A 23,453-nucleotide genomic window follows, 5' to 3' on the forward strand; every position below is an offset into this window, starting at 1 on the left:
CCCCATCAGGACATCTATGAAGTGCTTTCGATGCGGTTCGGAAGCACTTCAAATCGAAAAGCCGAAGCTAATCGCTCTTTGCGACCGTGCTGGCGACCTCGGTACGCACGGAAGCCGCGTGGTTCTGCTGTCTTTGCAGTTCTTCGACCGTCTTCTGGCGCTCCTCTGGCGTAAGCACCCTGCCGACATCCGAAATGCCCGCAACGCTTGGATACGACAGATCCTCCGCGCATGCGGCGAGACTGAGACAGAAACCGACTACTAACAAACTTGCGCCCACCCTACCGGCGCGAACAGGACGATTACAATCCGACGCGGCACGCAACGCGAACTCTTGTTCGGTTCGATGCATGTCGACCCCCGTTTCGCGAAGCTGCGAATCTTGATGCCCACATCGAATCATATAGCGCGCACGCAGGTAACAATCTTCATCAAATTGTAACAAAAGTTGATCGAGGGTCGCGACAAAAGCTGCCTCGCACCAATCGTCGCGAACACAATCATAAAGACCCGACCTTTGCAAAGGATTAGCCGATGCCGAAGGCTCGCGAGAAGAGCACTTTTCGACAGGTATTTTTCCATAACGGTCAAGATCGGTTGCGAAGCCCGCAGGAAAATCAGTTGTCGACGGGGTCGTCGCCTTCAACGTCCGCGCGGAATCTTTCACGCTTTCGCCGGGCGGGCGACCACGGGCGCACCCCGCGCCCTTCCGATGCCGCCTCCACGACCATCACGCCGTCGCCAAGCGAAATCGCGGCCGCGCCGCGCTCCCACAGCGTGCCACGGTCGAGCACGAGCTTCGGCGCAGGACAGGGCCGAGCAAGGTCCATCGGCATGACGAGGATCGCGGCGCGGCGGCAGTCCTCCTCGATGGCGTCGGGGCGCGCGATCAGGCTCACAAGCCGCCCCTTCACCATAACGATGCAACTCGTGCGGTCGCACTGCCAGCCCGCGCCGGTTGCTGCGTCCTTCGGCTTCCGCGTATCGCCATCAGCCCTGAGCCATTGCTGGAGCGCGTAGGACGCGCGGCGCGTCTTTGGCGCTTGCAGGCGGCCGTCGCGGTCGCGCACGGCGACGAGTTTCGCATCCCGGTCCACGAGAATGTCGGGGCGGGCGTGAATGGATGTCATCGCCACGCCGATCCCGATCGCGCCGAGGCCGAGCACCCGCCATGGCCGCCGCCAAATCACGAGCCAGAGACCGCCCGCCACAATCACGAGCAGCGCCGCGAAAGGGAACGCCGCCACGGGAACGGTCGAGCCGGGCAGTCCGCCCACCCGATGCGCGACCGCCATCATGGCATCGATGCCGACACCCATCGCGGCGAGCGGTGCTTCCTCCAGACCGAACGGCATGGCGACAAGCGCAACGATCATCGCGGGCATGGCGATGAAATCGACCGGCGGCCCGCCGACAAGATTGCCGAGCGCCGCATAGGTTGTCAGCGTGTGGAAGTGGTAGGCTGAAAACGGCTCGACCGCGAGCCCCGCCGTGGCCGTCGTCACAAGCACGCCGCCGATGAGATAAACCGGCTGCCACAAGAGCCGCTCGCGGATGTTGCGCGCGTCGAAATGCAGAAACCGCCCGAAACGCTCATAACCCGCGACGAGTGCTGCGGTGGCAGCGAACGACATCTGAAAGCTGATGTCGATGAGGCTGTCAGGCAGCACGACGAGGATGGCAAGCCCGGCCAGCGCGACGTTTCGGAGCGAGAGGGCGGGGCGGTTCATCAGGATCGCGAGAAACACCACAGCGATCATGAGATAGGCGCGCACCGCGCCAATCGCCGCGCCCGACAGGGCCAGATAGCATGTCACGGCGACGAGCGCCGCGCCCGCCGCCAGCCCGCGCGTGGAATAGCGGAGCGCGACGGCCGGGAACAGTGCAAGCACCCAGCGCACGAACCAGAACACGCCGCCCGCGACAAGCGACATATGCAGCCCGGAAATCGAGATAATATGCGCGAGGCCCGATGCGCGGAGGTCGTCCATCGATTGCTCGTCGAGGCCCGCGGTCTGACCGACCGTCAGCGCGGCGGCGATCTCACCCGTCTGGCCGGGCAGCGCGGCCTTGATGCGCTCGCCGATCCGCCCGCGCAGATCCGCGAGCCATGTCCGAGGCACCATGTCCCACGGCAGCGCGCGGCCTTCGATCTTCTCCGGCTTCGTCAGCGAATAGCCCGAGCCGCCGACAGCCTGATAATAGCTCGCGCGCGCGAAATCGTAGCCGCCCGGCATCACCGGCTCGGGCGGCGGCCCGAGGATGGCGCGGAAGCGGATTGCATCGCCGGGCCTCAGATCCACGTCTCCGCGAAGGCTCACGCGCACGCGGAAGGGCCGCGCCCGCATCTCGGCGTCTTCGTATTTGAGGCTCGACAGGCGGACGATCGCGCGGGCGCGCTTCTCCGTCTGCCGGTCGAATTGCTCGACGAAACCTTCCATGCCGTAGGCGCCGTGGCGTTCGAGCGTGGGAGCAGCGACCACCGCCGTTCGCACCTTCGCCGCGAAAAAGCCCGCGCTCGCGCAAAGAATTACGGTCGTCAGCAAGAACCCGAAAAGCTGCGCCCGCGCCAGAATGCGAAGGCTCAGCGCAAGGAGCAGCAGCCCGCCCGAAAGCGACAGATCCGGTTCGGCGGGCAGCGCGAAATAGGCGCCGATGCCCACGCCGAAGAACACGGGAACCCAGAGGAACCAGCGCCCCTGCTCGGCGTCCAGTTCCGCCGCGAGCGCGCGCCCCGCCGAAGCAAGCGCACGCGACAGCCGCCCGCCGCGCGGCTCGCCCACTCCCGCAGGAACGACAATGCTCACGCCACCACCCATTTTCGCCGCTCCGGCACATCTTACAGCGCCAAGAGGAAAAAATGTCCACAGGAATGGTCGAGACGGAGGCGACGCACGCCATACTGCCATGTCCTGGCGGTCGCCCGCCCTACCAATCCGCGCGTCATCGTGCTACATCGCAGCCGAACGATCCCAATCCGCGAAATGGAAGGTTTCCCATGGCGTCCGCATCGGGCGTGGTGACACGCTTTGCCCCATCCCCCACCGGCTTCCTGCATATCGGCGGCGCGCGCACCGCGTTGTTCAACTGGCTTTATGCGAAGCACACGGGCGGGCGTTTTCTGCTGCGCATCGAGGATACGGACCGCGCGCGCTCGACGGATGCGGCCATCGCGGCGATTCTCGACGGCTTGCAGTGGCTCGGCCTCGACTGGGAGGGCGAGCCGGTATTCCAGTTCGCCCGCGCCGAGCGGCACAAGGAAGTCGCCTATCAGCTTCTCGAAAGCGGCAACGCCTATCGCTGCTACACGACGCCCGCTGAGCTTGAAGCCTATCGCGCGGAGGTGGACGAGGCGCGAAAGGCTCTCGCCGATGCGAAGAAGGCCGGAGCACCTGCCGAAGAAATCGCGCGGCTCGAATCCGTGCTTGCGGCCAAGCCCAGAGTTTTCAATTCGCCTTATCGCGACGGCAAGACGCCGCCCGCGCCGGATGCGCCCTTCGTCATCCGCCTGAAGGCCCCGCGCGAGGGCGAAACCGTGGTCGAGGATCAGGTGCAGGGCCGCGTTCAATGGGCCAATAAAGACCTCGACGACATGGTGCTGCTGCGCTCGGACGGCACGCCGACCTACATGCTGGCCGTGGTTGTGGACGATCACGACATGGGCATCACCCACGTCATTCGCGGCGACGATCACCTCACCAACGCCGCGCGCCAGACGCAGATCTACACCGCCATGGGCTGGGAGGTGCCGACCTTCGCGCATATCCCGCTGATCCACGGGCCGGACGGCGCGAAGCTGTCGAAGCGTCACGGCGCGCTCGGCGTCGATGCGTACCGCGCGATGGGCTATCTGCCAGACGCGATGCGCAATTACCTCGCGCGGCTCGGCTGGGGACATGGCGACGACGAGATCTTCACCACCGCGCAGGCCGCCGAGTGGTTCGACCTCGACGCCATCGGCCGCTCGCCCTCGCGCTTCGACTTCGCCAAGCTCGAAAACCTGAACGGCGTCTACATCCGCAACACGTCGGACGCGGAGCTTGTGCGCCAGATCAAGGTGATCGCGCCGGAGGTGGAAGCCGCGAAAGAGTTCGCCTCGCGAATCGACGAAGCGGGCTGGAAAAAGCTCGAACTGGCGATGCCGGGGCTGAAGGAGCGCGCAAAGTCGCTCGTCGAACTGCTCGTTGCCGCGCGTTATCTGTTCGTGCCGCGCCCGCTCGATCTGGACGAAAAGGCCGCGAAGATTCTCTCGCCCGAGGCGCGCAAGCATCTCGCCGCGCTGAAGGAGCGTTTCGCCGCGCTTGAAACATGGGACGCGCCTTCGATCGAAGCCGCTACGCGCGCCTACGCCGAGGAAACGGGCGCGAAGCTCGGCAATATCGCGCAGCCGCTCCGCGCCGCAGCGACAGGTCGCACGGTGTCACCGCCCGTCTTCGATGTGCTCGCCGTGCTCGGCCGCGACGAGGCGCTGGCCCGCATCGCCGATCAGGCCGCCTAGACCCGGATTCGATCGGGTTGATGCAACCCGATCGCTGAGTCCGCCTTCCGAACGCGCTTGACCGAAAAGCCGAGGCTCGCCGCCGCCGATGCATGGCATAAACGGATCGCCTCTGCTTTTCGTGAATTGCATTCTTGGTATACAACATGCCTTAATCGCGCAGGCTGGTGAGCCTGGAACGCGCGGCAAGCCTTTGCATTAATACCCGCACGAAACGGGATTGCGCTCGCGATAATGTGCGGTTGCACGCAAAGTGTGCAGTGCAAAATGTGCTGGCAAATTAGGCGATGGCGTGTCACCCTCACGGCACCCTACGCGCCTCCCGCGCGCGGCATAACGTCACCAGGAGGCGAGCATGAGCTCGACCGATACCAACTCCGCACATCACAAGGGTGACGCCAAGCCCAACGGCTCGGCCACTCTCATCCTTCAGAACAAGCAAATCGAACTGCCGGTCTATTCCGGGTCCGTCGGCCCCGACGTGGTCGACATCTCCAAACTCTACGGGCAATCCGGCGCCTTCACCTACGACCCGGGCTTCACCTCGACCGCGTCGTGCAAATCCGACATCACCTTCATCGATGGCGACAAGGGCGTTCTTCTCTATCGCGGCTACCCGATCGATCAGCTCGCGGAGAACGGCAACTTCCTCGAAACCTGCCATCTTCTTCTGTACGGGGAATTGCCGAACAAGCAGGAATATCTGCAGTTCCGCAATCGTGTGACGTATCACACGATGATCCACGAGCAGATGAACAAGTTCTTCTCCGGCTTCCGCCGCGACGCGCATCCGATGGCCGTCATGGTGGGCACGGTCGGCGCGCTTGCCGCGTTCTATCACGACTCCATCGACATCAACGATCCGGTGCAGCGCGACCTCGCGGCCATCCGCATGATCGCGAAGATGCCGACCATCGCGGCGACGGCGTTCAAATACTCCATCGGCCAGCCGTTCATCTACCCGAACAACAATCTCGATTACGCGTCGAACTTCCTCTACATGATGTTCGCGGTGCCGTGCGAGGAGTACAAGGTCAATCCCGTGCTCAGCCGCGCGATGGACCGCATCTTCGTGCTTCACGCGGATCATGAGCAAAACGCGTCGACCTCGACGGTGCGGCTCGCGGGCTCATCCGGCGCAAACCCCTTCGCCTGTATCGCCGCCGGCATCGCCTGCCTGTGGGGGCCGGCGCATGGCGGCGCAAACGAGGCAGCGCTGAAGATGCTGATGGAAATCGGCACGGTCGACCGCATCCCCGAGTTCATCAAGCGCGCGAAAGACAAAAACGACAACTTCCGCCTTTCGGGCTTCGGCCACCGCGTCTACAAGAACTACGACCCGCGCGCCCGGGTGATGCAGAAAACCTGCAAGGAAGTGCTCGACATCGTCGGGGTCAAGAACGACCCGCTTCTGCAGGTGGCGCTTGAGCTTGAACGCATCGCGCTCGAAGACGAATACTTCATCGAGAAGAAGCTTTATCCCAATATCGACTTCTACTCCGGCATCACGCTGAAGGCGCTCGGCTTCCCGACCTCGATGTTTACCGTGCTGTTCGCGGTTGCGCGCACGGTCGGCTGGATCGCCCAGTGGAAAGAAATGATCGCCGATCCGGAGCAGAAGATCGGCCGTCCGCGTCAGCTTTACATCGGCGAGCCGCAGCGCGATTACGTGCCTCTGGATCTGCGCGCGTAGAACTGAAAGGCGCGCGTCTCATTGTGGGACGCGCCGTCTTTTCGGCGGTCTGGCCGCCGGCATCGCTCCTTTCTCAGGCCACGGAGCGAACAAAAAAGGCCGGAACCGCTTCTCGGTCCGGCCTGATCTGATGATATAAGGCGGATCGCGCGTTCTCTGGAACGCGCTTCGCTTGATGACGATTAGACGTCGAAGTGCAAAAGCGCCCAAAGGCCCAGAAGCAGGGCACCGGCACCGCCACCATAGGCGAGCGTCGTATTGAGTTGCTCAGGCGCGAGGTGAAGATACTGGAACGCGCCGAAGCCAGCGCCCGCGCCCAGAAGTGCGCCGACCAGCGTCAGCACCACGAACTTCACCCAGCCGCGGAAGAAGCCCTTCTTGACCGGCTCGCCCTCAACCTTCTTGCGTCCCAAGGGAGGAAGAGCGCGGCGATTGGGATTGACGGCCTTCTTTGGCGCGGGAGCCTTCTCGACGGGTGCAACCGGGGCCTCAACCGCCGGAGCGACCTCGGGAGCCTCGGCAACCGCCTCGACGGACGGGGCGGGAGCAGCGGCCGGAGCTTCCTCCGCTGCGGGGGCGGCTTCCGCGTGCCAATGCGGCGGAAGGGGCGGCTTGCGGCCGGGCTCGAATGCGGGAGCCTTGGGTTCTTCCACCACTTGAACGGGTTCAGCCGATGCCTCGGCCGGTTTTGGCGCGGCCCCGCTTGCCACGCGTTGTGCTTCTTCCTGCTGACGCACGAGATCTGGATCCATAACGTATTCCCCCGGAAAAGACGTTAGCGTCGGCCCTCGGCCGTTACGCGCTCTAAATATGCGCTGACTGCTGCAATAGCATAGCACAGGCTCCAAAAGACAAGGGCCGCGAAAGCGTAGCCAGTCAATGTCGTCGTCGATGCAGACCATGCCGGATCAGTGGCGGCGAGTTGTATCATGCCGAGGAAGTCAAATAATCCAATGACTAGGACCAGGGTCGTGTCTTTCAAAAGGCCGATGAACGTCCCGGCAATACCCGGCAGGGCGCTACGAATTGCCTGTGGAAGAATAATGAGCGCGAGGATTTGTGAATAGCGCAGGCCTAGCGCTCGCCCCGCTGTAACCTGATTTTCGGGCACGCTCTGGAGGCCACCTCGAATCGTCTCCGCCATATAGGCGCTAGCGAACACCGCGATGGCGAAAAGAGCGCGCGCAAGCTTGTCGATGCTTGCCCCCTCCGGCAGGAAAAGCGGCAGCATCACAGCCGCCATGAACAGCACCGTCACGAGCGGCACCCCGCGCCAGAATTCGATGAAACAGATCGCAAGCCAGCGCGGCACAGGCCAGCTCGACCGCCGCATCAGCGCGAGCACGATGCCGAGCGGCAGAGAGGCCGCGATCCCGGTGTAGGACACGAGGAGCGTCAAGGTGAGGCCGCCCCATACGTCCGTTGGGACGGGCGCGAGCAGGACGCCGTCGCCGGCAACCAGAAGGAACGCGAGCGGCAGTCCGAGCGCCACGGCTGCGGCGTAGCCAGCCAACCCGACGCGACGGCGCGCGAGGAACGCCGCCACCAGGAGCGCGGGCGGAAGCAGCATCCCCGTCATCGCTCGCCATAGCTCGTTGTCGGGATAGCGGCCGAAAACGAACTGCTTCAGCTTCGCGGCGACGAACGGCCAGCAAGCGCCATCGGTCGCCCGGCAGGCCGAGACATCGCCGCTCCACGCCGCGCCGAACACGAGGAACGACAGCGCGCCGTAAGCGGCGAAGGCGAGCGCCACGCCGAGCGCGAGCGTCACGGCGGCGTTCACCGCACGCCCGAGCAGGCGGCGAAACGGCGGCATATCGGCGGAGAAACGCGGCGCGTCGGGCATTGTCATGCACGGATCCTCGCATTCTGCCAGTTGAGAAGCGCGGCCGTGGCGAGCGACAACGTGAGATAGACGCCCATGGTCAACGCCATGATCTCCACCGCCTGCCCCGTCTGCGCGAGCGTCGTACCGGCGAAGATCGACACGAGATCCGGGTAGGCGATGGCCACCGCGAGCGAGGAATTCTTGGTGAGGTTCAGATACTGGCTCGTGAGCGGCGGCACGACGAGACGCAGGGCTTGCGGAAGAACGACGTAGCGCATCGCCTGCAAGCCGGTCAGCCCCAACGCGGCGGCCGCCTGCCCCTGCCCTCGCGCGACCGACTGAATGCCCGCGCGCACGATCTCGGCGATATAGGCGGCGGTGTAGATCGCAAGTGCGGCGACGAGCGCGACGAATTCAGGGATGAGGCGCAAGCCGCCGGAGACGGAGAGCCCGCGCGCTTCGGGCCAGACGATGTGCGTCATCGCCAATGCGGCGATGAGTGCGACGGCCCCGCCGACATTGGCGAAGACGCGCCACCGCGCTTTCAAGACCAGAGCCGCCGCGAACAAGGCCACCGCCGCGACGAAGAACCAGCCGCCGCCTTGCGGTTCCGGCAAGAACAGCCCGCGATTGTTGAGATACGCGCCCGCGAACTCGAAGCCTGTGCGTGGCGGCGGCAACTGGCGCAACACACCGAAGTAAAAGAAGAACAGGATCAGCAGCAGCGGCAGATTGCGGAACAGCTCGACATATCCGGCGGCGACAGCGCGCACCAGGCGATTCGGCGCAAGCCGCGCGACGCCTATGCTGAAGCCGATGACGGTGGCGATGGCGATACCGATGGCCGCTACAAGCAGCGTATTGAGAAGGCCGACGACGAAAGCGCGGCCGTAGGTGGATCTTTCGTCAAACGGAATGAGCGTTTGCAGCACGCTGAAACCGGCAGGCTCCGACAGGAAGCCGAGGCCGAAATGCACGGGCAACCGCCCGATGTTCGTCCATGCCGTAAAGACGAGCCACCCGGCAAACGCCACCACTGCGGCGAGAAGCGCAGCCTGTATCCAGAAGCGTGCCGCGCGTCCCGTCTCTTCCATTTGCCTTTTGCGTTTCCGTGGAAGTGATGTCGGTGAAAAGCTATCGCACCGGTGGCGCGAACAGGATGCCGCCGTTGTTCCAGAGCTTGTTCAGCCCGCGCTCGATCTTGAGCGGGCTTTGCTGGCCGAGATTGCGATCGAAAATCTCGCCATAATTGCCGACCGCGCGGATGGCCTTCAGCGCCCAGTCCTTGTCCAGACCGAGCGCCCGCCCGTAATCGCTTTCCGCGCCGAGCAGCCGCCGCACACCGGGGGCCGCGTCGGTTCGGGAAAGCTTGTCCGCATTGGCTTTCGTTACCGCCAGTTCCTCCGCGTCGATGAGCGCGAACAGCGTCCAGCGCACGAGACTTTCCCATTGCGGGTCGTTCTGCCTGACGGCCGGGGCGAGCGGCTCTTTTGAAATGAGATCCGGCAGGATCACGTGATCGTCCGGCTGGGCGAGCTTGATGCGCTGCGCCGACAGGCTCGACGCGTCGGTGGAATAGACGTCGCAGCGCTCCGCCTCGTAAGCCTTGAGGGCCTCGTCCGACTTCTCGAAGGCGACGATCTTGTAGGGCATGGAGCGAGCCCGGAAGAAATCCGCGATGTTGAGTTCGGTCGTCGTGCCGGTGTTGGTGCACACCTCCGCGCCAGACAGTTCGAGCGCACTTTGCACTTCGAGCTTCTTGCGCACCATAAGCCCCTGCCCGTCGTGATAGATCACGCCGACGAAGGTGATTCCAAGCGCCGTATCGTTCTGCATCGTCCAGGTCGAGACGCGCGAAAGCACGTCGATCTCGCCCGACTGGAGCGCCGTGAAGCGCTGCTTCGATGACAGCGGCACGAAATTTACCTTCGATGCATCGTCGAAGATGGCGGCGGCGACCGCGCGGCAGAAATCGACATCGAGACCGGCCCAGTTGCCGCTCGCATCCGCCGAGGAGAAGCCCGCGAGCCCCTGCGTGACGCCGCAATTCAGCTTGCCGCGCGCCCTGACCTCGTCAAGCGTCCCCGCCTGAGCGCCGACACAGTGAAGTGCAAGTGCAAGAGCGCAATATAGAATCCCGTGACGCTTCATCCTGTCTCCTGGTTCGAGGCTCGCTGCGGGGGGCTTCCGTCAGGCTGATGTCCTTGACTTGGCAGCATTAAGGCAAAACGCGGGCTTGCGGTCTAACTTGACGCCCCATCTTGAATGGTGTGAACAAAAGACTTTTACGAGGCGAGGCGACATGACAGGCCAACACGGACGCGACGAGGATATTTCCGTCGAGACGGAAGCGACACAGCTCGGTCGCGATCCGCATCGCTATTTCGGCTTCGTGAACATGCCCGTCTATCGCGGTTCGACGGTCTTGTACCCGAACGCCGAGAGCCTCGAATCGCGCGACGTGCCCTATACTTACGGGCGTCCATCGAATCCGACCACCCGCGCGCTCGAAGAGGCGCTGACGAAGCTCGAAGGAGGCGCGCGAACCTTTCTCGCGCCATCCGGCCTCTCCGCCGTGTCGACGCTGCTTCTCACCTACGCCGAAGCGGGCGGGCATATCCTCATCACCGACAGCGCCTACTTCCCGACCCGGCGCTTCGCGAGCAAGGTGCTGAAGCGGCTCGGCGTGGAGGTCGAATATTACGATCCGCTGATCGGCGGCGGCATTGCGGCGCTGATCCGGTCGAACACGAAGCTCGTTTTCACCGAGTCGCCCGGCTCGCAGACCTTCGAGGTGCAGGACATCCCGGCGATCTGCGCCGCCGCGCGCGGGCGCAATGTGCCCGTCGCCATCGACAACACATGGGCGACGCCGATCTTCCTCCGCGCCTTCGATCTCGGCGTGAACATCACGGTGACGGCCGCGACGAAGTACATCGTCGGCCATGCGGATTCGCTTCTCGGCGCGATCACCTGCGACGCAGCGACGGCCCCGGCGGTCGCCGCCACGCATGAGACGCTCGGCCTTTGCGTAAACGGCGAGGATGCATTTCTCGCTTTGCGCGGCCTTCGCACGTTGCCGGTGCGGCTTGAGCGGCATTACAAATCCGCGCTCGCGATGGCCGAATGGCTGGCGGCGCGCCCCGAAGTCGCCCGCGTCATTCATCCGGCTCTCCCCGGCTGTCCCGGCCACGACCTCTGGAAGCGCGACTTTCTCGGCGCAAGCGGGCTTTTCACCATCGTCTTGAAGCCGCAGCCGAAGGAAGCCGTACGGCGTTTCCTCAACGCGCTTCAGATTTTTGGAATGGGCTATTCGTGGGGCGGTTATGAAAGCCTCATCGTGCCGTTCGACTGCTCGCATTCGCGCACGGCGACGAAGTGGCAGGCGGAAGGCCCGGCGCTGCGCCTCCACATCGGCCTCGAAGACGTGGGCGACCTGAAGCGCGACCTCGAACGCAGCTTCGCGGCGCTGGCGGGCTGATCGCCTGCTGCGCTCGCTCAGAATCAGGTCGGTCGTTAACGCAGGCTGACCCGCGAGAACATCCGTGGAAAACGGTCGCAGTTTTTGTTTCACGCCGGTTTCACGACGAACGAATCGAATACACTTGCGCTCTTGGTCAAGATGGAGCTTTGCGAGTGCGTTCCCTGTCCCTGCCGTTACAGCATCCTCGCGCGCAATCGGCGTTTCTCGGCGTGGAGCGTTCGGCGCGCGGGCTCAAATGGATCGAGCGCCTGGCGCCGCAGGATGCGCATATCGCGGCGGCGATCGCGCAGCGCCATAACCTTCCGGAAATCATCGGCCGCATCCTTGCCGCGCGCGGCGTCTCGCTCGACGACGTGGCCGACGTGCTCAACCCCACGCTGCGCGCGCTCTGCCCCGACCCGTCGACCTTCACCGACATGGACAAGGCCGCCGAGCGCATCGCGCGCGCCATCGAGACGGGCGAGCGCATCGCCATCTTCGGCGACTACGACGTGGACGGCGCGTCGTCCTCGGCGCTGATGAAGCGCTTCCTCGCGTGGCATGGGCTCGACGCGCGCATCTACATCCCCGACCGCATAACCGAGGGCTACGGCCCGAACGGCCCCGCCATCACTCAACTCATCGAGGACGGCGCGCAGCTCATCCTGACGGTGGACTGCGGTTCGACCAGCTTCGAGGCGCTCGACGTCGCGGCGAAACGGGGCATCGATGTCGTCGTGGTGGATCATCATCAGGTGAACGAGGAGCTTCCGGCTGCCTATGCCGTGGTGAACCCGAACCGGCAGGATTGCCTGTCTGCGCAAGGCCACCTTTGCGCGGCAGGCGTGACATTCCTCCTGTGTGTCGCGGCCCAGCGGCGGCTTAGGGCTAAAGGCGCCTACACGAAATCCCCCGCGCCGGACCTGCTCGGCTGGCTCGACATCGTGGCGCTGGCGACGGTGTGCGATGTGGTGCCGCTTTCCGGGGTCAACCGCGCTTTCGTGGTGCAGGGGCTGAAAGTGCTCCGCAATCGCCGCAATCCGGGCCTTCGCGCGCTCGCCGACGCGGCGGGCGTGAACAAGCCGCCCTCGCCCTATACGCTCGGCTTCGTGCTCGGGCCGCGCATCAACGCAGGCGGGCGTATCGGCGACGCGAGCCTTGGCGCACGGCTGCTTGCGTCCGAAGATGAAATCGAGACGCGCCGCATCGCCGAAACGCTCGACCGCCTCAACCGCGAACGACGCGAGATCGAAATCAAGACGGTCGAGGAAGCGGCCGCCTGGGCCGACCGCACGCTGATGGAAGACCCGTCCGCGCCGATCATCATCGCGGGTTCGCCCGCCTGGCATAAGGGGCTTGTCGGTCTTGCGGCGAGCCGCCTCACCGAGCGGTTTCAGAGGCCGTGTCTGATCTTCTCGCAGGACGAGGAAGCGGGCGAATCCACCGGCTCCGCGCGCTCGGTATCGGGCGTCGACATCGGCGCGGCGGTGCGCGGTGCGGTTGAAGCCGGCGTCGCGAAAAAGGGTGGCGGCCATACGATGGCGGCGGGCATCACCGTCGATACGGCGCGGCTGCACGAGCTGGCGGCCTTTCTGCGCGCGGCGCTCGACCCCGCCTATCGCGTTGCAAGCGCCGCGCCCGAGTTGCCAATCGACGGTGTGCTCAGGCCACGCGCGGCGACGCTCGATTTCTGCGCACAGCTTGAGGCGGCTGGCCCTTACGGACAGGGCAATCCCGCGCCGCGCTTCAGCCTCGCCTCCGTTCGCCCGACCATGATCAAGGAAATTTCCGGCGGCCACCTGCGCCTTGCTCTTCAGGATATGGACGGCAGCCAGATCAGCGCGGTCGCTTTCCGTGCGGCGGAAACCGAGATCGGCGCGGCGCTCGCCGCCGGGCGCGACCTCGCCTGCCACGTGGCGGGCCGCATCGAGCGCGACGAATGGGGCGGCAAGAGCCGCATCGAGTTCCACATCGAGGATGTCGCGCCCGCGAATGCGCGCTAGTGGAGCGAATTTCACATTTGAGTCCCGATGGCTGCGCGCTCTCGCTCAAATGTCAAATTCAAAAACTCCAATCAAATCATGATGTTGGTAGTGGTCCTTCGATTCCACATTTGCTCGCAAGCGTGCTGCAAACGGATGCAAATGTCGGAATCGGACCACTAGATGCCGTTCCGATTGAATCGCGATCAGGTCGGGGAAACTCCTTCCTCGAAGTTCAGAGGGGGACGGGCAGAAACTCAGCGTGAGCGACACCTGACCGGACGTTAACGTGTCGCGCCGTCCGTGTACGGTTATTCTCTTGGCGGTGCCATATTTCAGGAGTAATTCTTCCCGAATTGCGGGAGGCTTCGTCACCATGGCAGCGGGAATATCACCGGGCCTTGTTCGTGCCCTGATCAAACCGGCGGTTGGTTCAGGCTTTTATGTCGCCCTTGCCTTTCTGGGAGCCGGCAGCCTCGATTGGAACCGCGGCTGGCTTTATGCCGCCGTGTTTGTCGGCGTGTCGGTCGCAGGCAGTCTGATCGTGCGTTTCGCAAGCCCCGGACTTCTGGAAGAACGCGCAAAAGGCATTCGCAAGGACACGAAGCCTTTCGACAGGCTTTTCTATGCCCTGTTCCTGCCCGTCGTCCTCTTCTATCCCTTTCTGGCCGGACTGGATGCCGAACGCTTTTCGTGGGCACCGTTGCCCTGGTGGACCATCTATCCGGGCGTTCTTTGCTTCCTGGCGGGTTCGCTGATCACGACGTGGACGATGGTCGTGAACCGCCACGCCGAAAGTACCGTCCGCATCCAGAGCGATAGAAGCCACGCGGTCGTCACCGACGGCCCTTACACCGTCGTCCGCCACCCGATGTATGTGGGGACGCTGCTGGGGTTGCCCGGCACCGCGCTCATGCTCGGTTCGGGCTGGGCGCTCCTGCCGATGGCCCTCGTGATGATGCTGTTTGTATGGCGCACCGCACGCGAAGATCGCGCCCTGCGGCAGGAACTCGCCGGATACGAAGACTATGCCGCGATCACGCACCATCGATTGGTGCCGGGACTCTGGTAGCCGTTTATCCGCGAGATCCAGCCTGTCCGGCTGGAAGCGAAACTGCCGGTTCGCCGCCGCCCCTTGCAACCCGGGACGATTTCATGATCCGGCTTCAGCAGTCGGGGGCTCCAGAATTGGCCCGCGATAGTGCTCGTCCAAATGTTGAGCGGAAACGGCAAGCGTCTCGCGCCATGAGCGCCCCCGGAAAGAAAAACTAACTGCATGTCATGCAGGCACGAAAATTACGCTCTTCCTGACACGTCACTTTCGCCTCCGGCGTAAAAATTATTCTTGATAAATTCGACGGAAACGGTCAGCTTTCTGAAGGTTTCCACCCGCAGCGGTTGCTCAGAGAGCCGCTGATCGCTGGTTCGGGAACGCTCGCCATTCGGCAGGAGCGCGTCGCGGCGTAACGCGGCGAGACAATACGGGCAACCAATTAACCGGGAAAGCTTATGAAAGTCGCCATAGGCACGAGCGACGGCATAGCCGTCACCGAGCATTTCGGTTACGCGCTGCAATTCCAGATCTGGGATTTTGAGGACGGCCGCTTCCGGCTTCTGGAAAAACGGCGCAACCTTCCCGCATGCGGTGCCGCGCGCGACGAACGGACGGTTCGCGATCCGATGGACGTGTCCGTGGACCTTGTGAGCGATTGCCGCGCGGTCCTCGTTTCACGCATCGGCGAATGCGCGGTGAACCGGCTCGACGCGCTCGGCATCCTTGCCTTTGAAACCGAAGATACGATCGAACACGCACTGGCCGAACTTGCCGAAAGCGGCCTCCTTGTCGAAAGGGAAGCAGCGTGACCGCCCCTTCCGACCCGCCCGCCCTTTCCTGCGCAATTCGCGCCATGAAGGAGACGGCAGCGCCCGCCTTTCCGGCGCTCGAAGGGCGTCATCCCTGTTTCAGCACCACCGCCGAGGGGCACGCCGCCGCCGCGCGCCTGCATCTGCCGGTCGCGCCGACGTGCAACATCGCATGCGCTTTCTGCCGCCGCGATTTCAACCGCCGCGAACAGCGCCCCGGCGTGGCCACGCGGCTCCTTTCGCCCGACGAAGCCGTCGGCATCGTGGAACGCGCGCTCGCGCTGTTGCCGAACCTCGCCGTCGTCGGCATCGCCGGGCCGGGCGACCCGTTGGCCACATCGCATGCGCTCGACACCTTCGCCCGCGTGCATGAACGCTGGCCGCACCTCGTGCTGTGTCTGTCGACAAACGGACTCGCGTTGCCGCAACATGTCGACGCGCTCGCGGCGGCTGGCGTGGAAACCGTGACGGTGACGGTAAACGCCGTCGATCCCGAAATTCAGGCGCAGATCACGCCGAAGATCGCGTGGCAGAGAAAGCGCGTCGACGGGATCGCAGCCGCCGAGCGGCTGATCGCCAATCAGCTGGATGGGATCGAGAAGGCGGCGCAGCTCGGGCTCACGATCAAGATCAACACGGTGCTGATTCCCGGCGTAAACGACCGCCACATCGGCGATGTCGCGGCCCGTGTCGCCGGGCTCGGCGCGCACCTCATCAACATCATTCCGCTGATCCCGCAGCACAAGCTCGCGCATCTGAAAGAGCCCGGAATGATCGAGCGTCAGCGCGCCAGAGCCGAGGCGTCGAAGCACCTTCGGGTCTTCACGCATTGCCAGCGTTGCCGCGCCGATGCGTGCGGCATCCCCGGCGTCAGCGACCACACCAACGAGCTTTACGGCGATGGCCTCGCGGCCGAGCCGACCTTTTCGCACGGCTGAACAACTGCCTAAACCCTGTCAGGAGAGAAGATGTCCAAGAAACTCAAGCAGATCGCCATCTACGGCAAGGGCGGAATCGGCAAATCGACAACAACGTCGAACATCAGCGCGGCGCTCGCCGAAGCGGGCTACAAGGTCATGCAGTTCGGCGCCGACCCGAAGGCCGACTCGACCAACACCCTGCGGGGCGGCGAATATATTCCGTCCGTGCTCGACCTTCTGGCCGAACGCCGCCGTGTCGACGCCTATGAGGCGATCTTTCAGGGCTTCGGCGGCATCTACTGCGTCGAAGCGGGTGGCCCACAGCCGGGCGTGGGCTGCGCGGGGCGCGGCATCATCACCGCGGTCGAGCTTCTGAAGCAGCAGCGCGTGTTCGAGGAACTCGACCTCGACTACGTCATCTACGACGTTCTCGGCGACGTGGTATGCGGCGGCTTCGCCGTGCCGGTGCGCGAGGGCATCGCCGAACACGTGTTCACGGTGTCGTCGTCCGACTTCATGGCGGTCTACGCAGCGAACAACCTGTTCAAGGGCATCGAGAAATTCTCGACGGCTGGCGGCGCGCTACTTGGCGGCATCATCGCCAACTCGATCAACACCGACTTCCAGCGCGAGATCATCGACGACTTCGCAGCTCACACGAAGACGCCCATCGTCCAGTATGTGCCTCGCTCGCTGACCGTGACACAGGCCGAGCTTTCGGGCCGGACCACCATCGAGGCCGCGCCGAAGTCCGAGCAGGCGGAGGTCTATCGCGCCCTCGCGCGCCGCATCGCCGACCATACCGAATCCAAGGTGCCGACACCCCTCGGTCCGCTCGAACTGCGCGAATGGTCCGCGAAATGGGCCGACCGGCTCGTCGAGCAGGAACGCGCTGCCGCTTAACGACCAGTTCGGCAAACTCAACGGAGCCCGTGAGTCCATGACCATCAACCTGAAAACCTCCACCGTCGAAACGCGCGAGCAGCGCCTCGGCACGATCATCGGCTGGGATGGCAAGGCGAGCGCGCTTGCGGAGGAATCCGCTTATGCGCGCGGCGAGTGCGGCGGCTGTGGCGCGAGCGGGCGCGGCGGAGCGAAGGCGCGCCGCGTCTGCGAACTGACCGGACCGTTCACGCAAGGGTCCGTCTGCTCCGAGCAGATGGTGGAATGCCAGGCCGGCAACATTCGCGACGCGTTGCTGATCCAGCATTCGCCCATCGGCTGCGGCGCGGGCCAGGTGATCTACAACTCCATCTATCGCAACGGCCTCGCGATGCGCGGCCATCCCGTGCAGAACATCCGCTTCATCTCGACCAATCTGCGCGAGCGCGACATGGTCTATGGCGGCGCGGACAAGCTTGACGCGGCCATCCGCGCGGCGTTCGAGCGACACGCGCCCAAAGCGATCTTCATCGCCACATCCTGCGCGAGCGGCATCATCGGCGACGACGTGGAGAGCGTGGCGAGGCATGCCGAAGCCGACCTCGGCATCCCCGTCATTCCGCTTCACTGCGAAGGCTTCGCCTCCAAGCACTGGAGCACGGGCTTCGACGCGACGCAGCACGGCATCCTGCGTCAGATCGTGCGCAAGAACCCGACGAAAAAGCAGGAAGATCTGGTCAACGTCATCAACCTCTGGGGCTCCGACGTCTTCACGCCGATGCTGAAGGAACTCGACCTTCGCGTGAACTATGTGATCGACATGGCGACGGTCGAGGAACTGGCGCAGATGTCCGAGGCGGCGGCAACGGTCACGTTCTGCTACACGCTCGGCACCTATCTCGCTCAAGGCCTCGAACAGGAATACGGCGTCCCGCAGATCCGCGCACCGCAGCCTTACGGCTTCGCGGGGACCGACGCATGGCTTCGCGAAGTCGCACGCGTCACGGGGCGCGAAGACAAGGTCGAAGCCTTCATCGAGCGAGAGCACGCCCGTGTCCGCCCGAAGGTGGAGGAACTGAAAAAGAAGCTGGCGGGGCTCAAGGGCTACATCGCCACCGGCTCGGCCTACTCACACAGCCTCATCGGTGTGCTTCGCGAAATCGGCGTGCAAGTCGACGGCTCGCTCGTGTTCCATCACGACCCGGTCTACGACAGCGAAGATCGGAAGCAGGACACGCTCGACCATCTCATCGAAAACTATGGCGAGGTGGAGCACTTCACGGTCGGCAACCGCCAGCAGTTTCAATTCTATAACCTGCTGCAGCGGGTGAACCCGGACTTCATCATCATCCGCCACAACGGGCTTTCGCCCCTTGCCGCGCGCCTTGGCATCCCGGCGATCCCGCTCGGCGACGAACTGCATGCCTTCGGTTATCAGGGCATGATCAATCTCGGCGAAGCCATTCTGGCGGTGCTTCAGCATCGGAAGTTCCATCAGGACATCGCAGGCCGCGTGAAGCTTCCCTACAAGAAATCCTGGCTTGCCGAAAAAGACCCGTTCGCCCTCGCACGCGTGGCGGCGGAGTAGCCTCGGGCCATGGCAATCAACCTCAAGACGCCGACGGTCGAAACGCGCGAGCAGCGTCTCGGAACCATCATCGGCTGGGACGGCACCGCGTCCGCGCTCGCCGAGGAGTCCGCGTTCTCGCGCGGCGACTGCGGCGGATGCGGACCAAGCGGACGGGGCGGCGGCAAGGCGCGCCGCGTCTGCGAACTGACGGGGCCCTTCACGCAAGGCTCCGTCTGTTCCGAGCAGATGGTGGAGACGCAGGCGGGTAATGTCCGCGACGCGGTGCTGATCCAGCATTCGCCGATCGGCTGCGGGGCGGGTCAGGTCGTCTACAATCAGCGCTTCCGCAACGGCTGCAAGGCGCGTGGCCTTCCCGTCCGCAATGTCCGTTTCATCTCCACGAACCTGCGTGAGCGCGACATGGTCTATGGCGGCGCGGACAAGCTCGACGCCGCCATCCGCGCGGCCTTCGAGCGGCACAAGCCCGCCGCAATCTTCATCGCAACGTCCTGCGCGAGCGGCATCATCGGCGACGACGTCGACAGCGTGGCGCGCCATGCCGAAGCCAAGCTCGGCGTGCCGGTCATCCCCGTGCATTGCGAGGGCTTCAAGTCGAAGCACTGGAGCACCGGCTTCGACGCGGCGCAGCATGGCGTCCTTCGCCAGATCGTCCGCAAGACCCCCGCGAAAAAGCAGGACGATCTCGTCAACGTCATCAACCTTTGGGGTTCGGACGTCTTCACGCCGATGCTGAAGGAACTCGGCCTCCGCGTGAACTACGTGATGCCGCTCTCATCCGTCGAGGAACTGGCGCAGATGTCGGAGGCGGCGGCGACGGTGAGTTTCTGCTACACGCTCGGCTCGTATCTCGGCACGGCGCTGGAACAGGAATTCGGCGTGCCGCAGATCAAGGCGCCTCAGCCCTACGGCTTTCCGGGCACCGACGCGTTGCTGCGCGAACTCGGCCGCGTGACAGGCCGCGAGGACCGGGCGGAGGCTTACATTGCGCAAGAGCATGCCCGAGTGAAGCCGAAGATCGCGGCGCTTCGCGAGAAGCTCCGCGGCGTCAAGGGTTATGTTGCGACAGGGTCGGCCTACTCGCACGGCCTCATCGAAGTGCTGCGCGAGCTTGGCGTCGAGGTGGACGGCTCGCTCGTGTTCCATCACGACCCGGTCTACGACAGCGAAGATCCGAAGCAGGACTCGCTCGCGCATCTTCTCGAAAATTACGGCGATGTCGACTTCTTCACCGTGGGTAATCGCCAGCAGTTCCAGTTTTACAACCTGCTCCAGCGCGTAAATCCGGACTTCATCATCATTCGCCACAACGGTCTGGCGCCGCTTGCCGCCCGCGTCGGCATCCCCGCGATTCCGCTCGGCGACGAGCACCATGCGCTCGGCTATCAGGGCATGATCAATCTCGGCGAGTCCGTTCTCGCCGTCCTGCGCCATCGCAAGTTCCATCAGGACATCGCGAGGCACGTTCGCCTTCCCTACAAAACGTCGTGGCTACGCGAGAAGGATCCCTTCGCGCTTGCCCGCGCCCAAGCCAGCTAACAGGAGACTTCATGGCCCTTCTCGCCTTGAAACCCCGCGCTGCGGCCGAGACAAAGCCGGAAGCCGCGGAGGCGACACACATCGAACTCGTGCGCTATGTGTGCGCCATCGGCGCGATGCAGAGCGCGGCGGCGATCCCGCGCGTCGTTCCCATCACCCATTGCGGGCCGGGCTGCGCCGACAAGCAATATATGAACATCGCGTTCTACAACGGCTATCAAAGCGCAGGATACGGCGGCGGTCCCGTCGTGCCCAGCACGAACGCATCGCAGCGCGAAGTGATCTTCGGGGGCGCCGACCGGCTTCGCGAACTGATCGAATCCTCGCTGAAGGTCATCGACTCGGATCTGTTCGTCGTGCTGACGGGGTGCATCCCGGATCTCGTCGGCGACGACGTGGGCTCGGTCGTCCGCGACTTCCAGAAACGCGGCGTTCCGATCGTCTACGCGGAGACCGGCGGCTTTCGCGGCAACAACTTCACCGGCCATGAAGCGGTCACGCAGGCCATCATCGAGCAGTATCTGGAGCCTTGGGACGGCACGCGCGAAGCGAAAACCGTGAACCTGTGGTCGTTGCTGCCCTATCACAACACGTTCTGGCGCGGCGACCTGGAAGAGATAAAGCGGCTGCTGACAGGCATCGGCCTCAAGGTCAATGTGCTGTTCGGCCCGGATAGCGCCGGCGTTTCGGAATGGGGCGATATCCCGAAGGCAGGCTTCAACCTGGTGCTGACGCCTTGGCTGAACCTTTCGACCGCAAAGCTGCTTCAGGAGAAGTACGACCAGCCATTCCTGCACATCCCCGTACTGCCGATCGGCGCGAGGCAGAGCGCGGCCTTCCTGCGCGAGGTTGCGGCTTTCGCCAAGCTGCCCAAGAAGCGGGTCGAAGCTTTCATCGAAGCCGAAGAGCTGCGTTATTACAACTACATCGACGGTTTCACCGATTTCTATTCCGAATATTGGTGGGGCTTGCCTGCGAAATTCGCCGTGGCCGGCGACAGCGCCTATAACCTCGCGCTGACGAAATTCCTCGTGACGCAGCTCGGTCTGATCCCGGCAAAGCAGATCGTGACCGAAGACCCGCCGCTCGAATATCGCGACGCGATCCGCGACGAGTTCCGCCGCATCGACCATGACGTTTCGGTGGAGGTTGAGTTCATCGAGGACAGCTACCTCATCCACCAGTCGCTCCGCGCCGCCGATTTCGGCCAAAAGCCGCCGATCATCTTCGGCACGACCTGGGAGCGCGACCTCGTGAAGGAAATGAAGGGCTCGCTCGTCGAAGTCGGCTTTCCGGCTTCCTATGAGGTCGTGCTGTCACGAAGCTATGTCGGTTATCGGGGTGCGCTTGCCCTTCTCGAACGCATCTACAGCACGGTGGTCAGCCACAGCGCGTAAAAGCGAGCAGGCCGACGGCCAAACCACCCACGGAGCGGCTGTTATCGAAGCGCCTTCATCACCCAGGCCGCGGCCATGTGCTGCGGCCTGCCGCTGTTCAGCGCCCATGAATGGGACGGCCTCCCGTCAGGATCGGCCATTCCCAAACCTTGCCGATCCGGTCATTCAGCCGCACCGATCAGGAAGGCGGCTGGCTTCATTTGCTTTTTGCGGGAAATGGGGCGATTTTCACTCGCTTTGAAAATTGCACTCCATCATCCTCAACGAAAGACGTCTCCATGGACGACGCGCAAACCGGGTCTTCAGGAATCCCTCTCTACAGTCCGGATGATTTCGCAGGCGTGCGTCGCGCCGGTCAACTTGCTGCCGCCACGCTCGATTTCATCACGCCTCATGTGAAGGCGGGAGTGCGCACGATAGAACTGAACGACCTCATGGAGCGGTTCATCGAGGATCACGGGGCCATCTGCGGGCCGCTCAATTATCGGGGATACCCGAAAGCAACCTGCATTTCCGTCAATCACGTCGTCTGTCACGGCATTCCCGGCGACAAGCGCCTGCAGGAAGGCGACATCGTCAATATAGACGTGACCCCCGTGCTGGACGGATGGTTTGGCGATTCCAGCCGCATGTATCTTTGCGGCGAGGTCAGCGTGAAAGCGCGCAAGCTGGTCGATGTCACCTATGACGCCATGATGCTCGGCATCGCAAAGGTCAAACCCGGCGCGACTTTCGGTGACATCGGTCATGCCATTCAGAGTTTCGCGGAGAGCCAACGCTTCTCGGTCGTGCGCGATTTTTCGGGGCATGGCGTCGGCCGCAAATTCCACGAGCCCCCGAAGGTGCGCCATCATGGCCGCCCCGGCGAGGGCCCCACGCTGCAAGAGGGGATGATCTTCACCATCGAACCCATGATCAACGCGGGCGGCTACGCCGTGAAGGTTCTCTCGGACGGCTGGACGGCGGTGACGCGAGACAAGAGCCTGTCCGCGCAGTTCGAACACACGGTCGGCGTCACCAGGGATGGCTGCGAAATCTTCACGTTATCGCCCGCCGGGCATACCAAGCCGCCGTATTTCTGAACGCGCGCGGAACGCACATTCCGCGATCGCGCCCGATCGATGCAACAGCGGATATGGCGGGTTTGCGTCGCTCGTTGCGATAGGGCTCGACTGACGAGACTGGACGCTCCCGCACGCACGTGTTGTGCCGGTGGGAGTAGATGACGCTCGCACACGCAAGTGGTGTGCCGCAACTCAACGGGCTTGCCGCCCCGTGGCAAACTGGCGCTTGCGATGGATTAATAAATATAGCTGATTGGTGTTTCATTAAAATGCGAGGGAGTGTTCAACATGGGCCATTCAGATAATCCCGCCGAGAGCATAGTGAAGGGCTTTATTCAGGAACAGGGCGGCGTTAGCGGCCTGATCAGCAAATTCGAGAAAGAAGGGCTCGGCCCCATCGTCCGGTCGTGGGTCGGCAAGGAAGAGAAACAGCCGATTTCCGCCGGTCAGATCCACCGCGCCCTCGGGTTTGAAACGTTGCAGAAGCTCGGGGCGAAAGTCGGTTTGTCGGCCGACGCAACCGCTGAAGCGTTGTCGGAACTCCTGCCGAAGACGGTCGGTACGCTGACGGCCGGAGGCGCGACGCGCGCCCGATGGGACTGGCGGTACTAGGTCAATTGGGGAGACACGCTAAGAGGCGGCTTTGCCGACATCCGGCCTGGCCGCCGAAATGAAATCGCGCCGACGCGTCAGTCTTCCCGCAAAGGCATCGGCCTATATGCGCTGGTCTTGCAGC

At 63.7% G+C, this 23,453-nt stretch carries 19 protein-coding genes; 13 read left to right on the forward strand and 6 right to left on the reverse strand.

What is annotated here, in order from left to right:
• Positions 1-67 precede the first annotated feature (67 nt).
• Together EK416_RS05560 and EK416_RS05565 are read right to left on the reverse strand one after the other, a co-directional pair.
• Positions 68-646 carry a hypothetical protein gene (locus EK416_RS05560; RefSeq protein WP_164729874.1) on the reverse strand — a complete coding sequence of 193 codons (579 nt, stop codon included), beginning with the start codon at positions 644-646 and terminating at the stop codon, positions 68-70.
• The gene (locus EK416_RS05565) at positions 618-2,807 is read right to left on the reverse strand and encodes a ComEC/Rec2 family competence protein (protein WP_164729875.1); all 2,190 of its coding nucleotides are present in this window, start codon (positions 2,805-2,807) and stop codon (positions 618-620) included. Before EK416_RS05565 ends, EK416_RS05560 begins: the two co-directional genes overlap by 29 nt.
• Positions 2,808-2,998: 191 nt before the next feature.
• Here EK416_RS05565 and gltX point away from each other — a divergent pair, with 191 nt between their 5' ends.
• A complete protein-coding gene (gene gltX, locus EK416_RS05570) occupies positions 2,999-4,498 on the forward strand; it encodes a glutamate--tRNA ligase (protein ID WP_127076520.1) in 1,500 nt (499 codons plus the stop codon).
• 355 nt (positions 4,499-4,853) lie between these two features.
• Positions 4,854-6,191 carry a citrate synthase gene (gltA, locus tag EK416_RS05575; protein WP_127076521.1) on the forward strand — a complete coding sequence of 446 codons (1,338 nt, stop codon included), beginning with the start codon at positions 4,854-4,856 and terminating at the stop codon, positions 6,189-6,191.
• Between the two features lie 182 nt (positions 6,192-6,373).
• On the opposite strand, the gene EK416_RS17810 is transcribed toward gltA, so the two are convergent.
• Genes EK416_RS17810 through EK416_RS05595 form a run of 4 tightly spaced genes read right to left on the reverse strand, consistent with a single transcriptional unit; the run spans position 6,374 to position 10,170 of the window.
• Complete coding sequence (locus tag EK416_RS17810) at positions 6,374-6,943, reverse strand: hypothetical protein (protein ID WP_181952121.1); 570 nt, start codon at positions 6,941-6,943, stop codon at positions 6,374-6,376.
• Between the two features lie 23 nt (positions 6,944-6,966).
• Complete coding sequence (locus EK416_RS05585; protein ID WP_127076522.1) at positions 6,967-8,043, reverse strand: amino acid ABC transporter permease; 1,077 nt, start codon at positions 8,041-8,043, stop codon at positions 6,967-6,969.
• Complete coding sequence (locus EK416_RS05590; RefSeq protein WP_127076523.1) at positions 8,040-9,113, reverse strand: amino acid ABC transporter permease; 1,074 nt, start codon at positions 9,111-9,113, stop codon at positions 8,040-8,042. Before EK416_RS05590 ends, EK416_RS05585 begins: the two co-directional genes overlap by 4 nt.
• 40 nt (positions 9,114-9,153) lie before the next feature.
• Positions 9,154-10,170: an amino acid ABC transporter substrate-binding protein gene (locus EK416_RS05595; protein ID WP_127076524.1), complete on the reverse strand. Its 1,017-nt coding sequence runs from the start codon at positions 10,168-10,170 to the stop codon at positions 9,154-9,156.
• 151 nt (positions 10,171-10,321) lie between these two features.
• Here EK416_RS05595 and metC point away from each other — a divergent pair, with 151 nt between their 5' ends.
• From metC to EK416_RS05650, 11 genes are all read left to right on the forward strand, one after another.
• Positions 10,322-11,500, forward strand: a complete 1,179-nt coding sequence (gene metC / locus EK416_RS05600; protein WP_127076525.1) for a cystathionine beta-lyase — start codon at positions 10,322-10,324, stop codon at positions 11,498-11,500.
• Positions 11,501-11,655: 155 nt separating this feature from the next.
• Positions 11,656-13,485, forward strand: coding sequence for a single-stranded-DNA-specific exonuclease RecJ (gene recJ / locus EK416_RS05605; RefSeq protein WP_127076526.1), 1,830 nt, complete (start codon positions 11,656-11,658; stop codon positions 13,483-13,485).
• A gap of 355 nt (positions 13,486-13,840) precedes the next feature.
• Complete coding sequence (locus EK416_RS05610) at positions 13,841-14,536, forward strand: methyltransferase family protein (RefSeq protein ID WP_127076527.1); 696 nt, start codon at positions 13,841-13,843, stop codon at positions 14,534-14,536.
• Between the two features lie 437 nt (positions 14,537-14,973).
• On the forward strand, positions 14,974-15,327 hold the full coding sequence (locus tag EK416_RS05615; RefSeq protein WP_127076528.1) for a NifB/NifX family molybdenum-iron cluster-binding protein: 354 nt from the start codon (positions 14,974-14,976) through the stop codon (positions 15,325-15,327).
• Entirely contained in the window at positions 15,324-16,265 is a 942-nt protein-coding gene (locus EK416_RS05620; protein ID WP_245433951.1) for a radical SAM protein, read from the forward strand. The genes EK416_RS05615 and EK416_RS05620 overlap by 4 nt, the downstream gene beginning before the upstream one ends.
• Before the next feature lie 30 nt (positions 16,266-16,295).
• Positions 16,296-17,150, forward strand: coding sequence for a nitrogenase iron protein (gene nifH / locus EK416_RS05625; protein WP_127076529.1), 855 nt, complete (start codon positions 16,296-16,298; stop codon positions 17,148-17,150).
• Positions 17,151-17,187: 37 nt separating this feature from the next.
• Positions 17,188-18,717, forward strand: coding sequence for a nitrogenase component 1 (locus tag EK416_RS05630; protein WP_127076530.1), 1,530 nt, complete (start codon positions 17,188-17,190; stop codon positions 18,715-18,717).
• A gap of 9 nt (positions 18,718-18,726) precedes the next feature.
• A complete protein-coding gene (locus tag EK416_RS05635; protein WP_127076531.1) occupies positions 18,727-20,256 on the forward strand; it encodes a nitrogenase component 1 in 1,530 nt (509 codons plus the stop codon).
• 11 nt (positions 20,257-20,267) lie between these two features.
• Positions 20,268-21,653 (forward strand): nitrogenase component 1, encoded by a 1,386-nt coding sequence (locus EK416_RS05640; RefSeq protein ID WP_127076532.1) that lies wholly within the window; start codon positions 20,268-20,270, stop codon positions 21,651-21,653.
• A gap of 278 nt (positions 21,654-21,931) precedes the next feature.
• Complete coding sequence (gene map / locus EK416_RS05645; RefSeq protein ID WP_127076533.1) at positions 21,932-22,735, forward strand: type I methionyl aminopeptidase; 804 nt, start codon at positions 21,932-21,934, stop codon at positions 22,733-22,735.
• 270 nt (positions 22,736-23,005) lie between these two features.
• Positions 23,006-23,329 carry a YidB family protein gene (locus tag EK416_RS05650; RefSeq protein ID WP_127076534.1) on the forward strand — a complete coding sequence of 108 codons (324 nt, stop codon included), beginning with the start codon at positions 23,006-23,008 and terminating at the stop codon, positions 23,327-23,329.
• The last annotated feature ends 124 nt before the right edge of the window (positions 23,330-23,453 follow it).

The sequence above is a fragment of the Rhodomicrobium lacus genome (assembly GCF_003992725.1).
Taxonomy (GTDB): Bacteria; Pseudomonadota; Alphaproteobacteria; order Rhizobiales; family Rhodomicrobiaceae; genus Rhodomicrobium; species Rhodomicrobium lacus.

Excerpts from the sequence above, each read along its gene's own strand:
- gltX (WP_127076520.1), top strand. The coding sequence starts at position 2,999 with ATGGCGTCCGCATCGGGCGTGGTGACACGCTTTGCCCCATCCCCCACC.
- gltA (WP_127076521.1), top strand. The coding sequence starts at position 4,854 with ATGAGCTCGACCGATACCAACTCCGCACATCACAAGGGTGACGCCAAG.
- EK416_RS17810 (WP_181952121.1), bottom strand. The coding sequence starts at position 6,943 with ATGGATCCAGATCTCGTGCGTCAGCAGGAAGAAGCACAACGCGTGGCA.
- EK416_RS05585 (WP_127076522.1), bottom strand. The coding sequence starts at position 8,043 with ATGACAATGCCCGACGCGCCGCGTTTCTCCGCCGATATGCCGCCGTTT.
- EK416_RS05590 (WP_127076523.1), bottom strand. The coding sequence starts at position 9,113 with ATGGAAGAGACGGGACGCGCGGCACGCTTCTGGATACAGGCTGCGCTT.
- EK416_RS05595 (WP_127076524.1), bottom strand. The coding sequence starts at position 10,170 with ATGAAGCGTCACGGGATTCTATATTGCGCTCTTGCACTTGCACTTCAC.
- metC (WP_127076525.1), top strand. The coding sequence starts at position 10,322 with ATGACAGGCCAACACGGACGCGACGAGGATATTTCCGTCGAGACGGAA.
- EK416_RS05610 (WP_127076527.1), top strand. The coding sequence starts at position 13,841 with ATGGCAGCGGGAATATCACCGGGCCTTGTTCGTGCCCTGATCAAACCG.
- EK416_RS05615 (WP_127076528.1), top strand. The coding sequence starts at position 14,974 with ATGAAAGTCGCCATAGGCACGAGCGACGGCATAGCCGTCACCGAGCAT.
- nifH (WP_127076529.1), top strand. The coding sequence starts at position 16,296 with ATGTCCAAGAAACTCAAGCAGATCGCCATCTACGGCAAGGGCGGAATC.
- EK416_RS05630 (WP_127076530.1), top strand. The coding sequence starts at position 17,188 with ATGACCATCAACCTGAAAACCTCCACCGTCGAAACGCGCGAGCAGCGC.
- EK416_RS05635 (WP_127076531.1), top strand. The coding sequence starts at position 18,727 with ATGGCAATCAACCTCAAGACGCCGACGGTCGAAACGCGCGAGCAGCGT.
- EK416_RS05640 (WP_127076532.1), top strand. The coding sequence starts at position 20,268 with ATGGCCCTTCTCGCCTTGAAACCCCGCGCTGCGGCCGAGACAAAGCCG.
- map (WP_127076533.1), top strand. The coding sequence starts at position 21,932 with ATGGACGACGCGCAAACCGGGTCTTCAGGAATCCCTCTCTACAGTCCG.
- EK416_RS05650 (WP_127076534.1), top strand. The coding sequence starts at position 23,006 with ATGGGCCATTCAGATAATCCCGCCGAGAGCATAGTGAAGGGCTTTATT.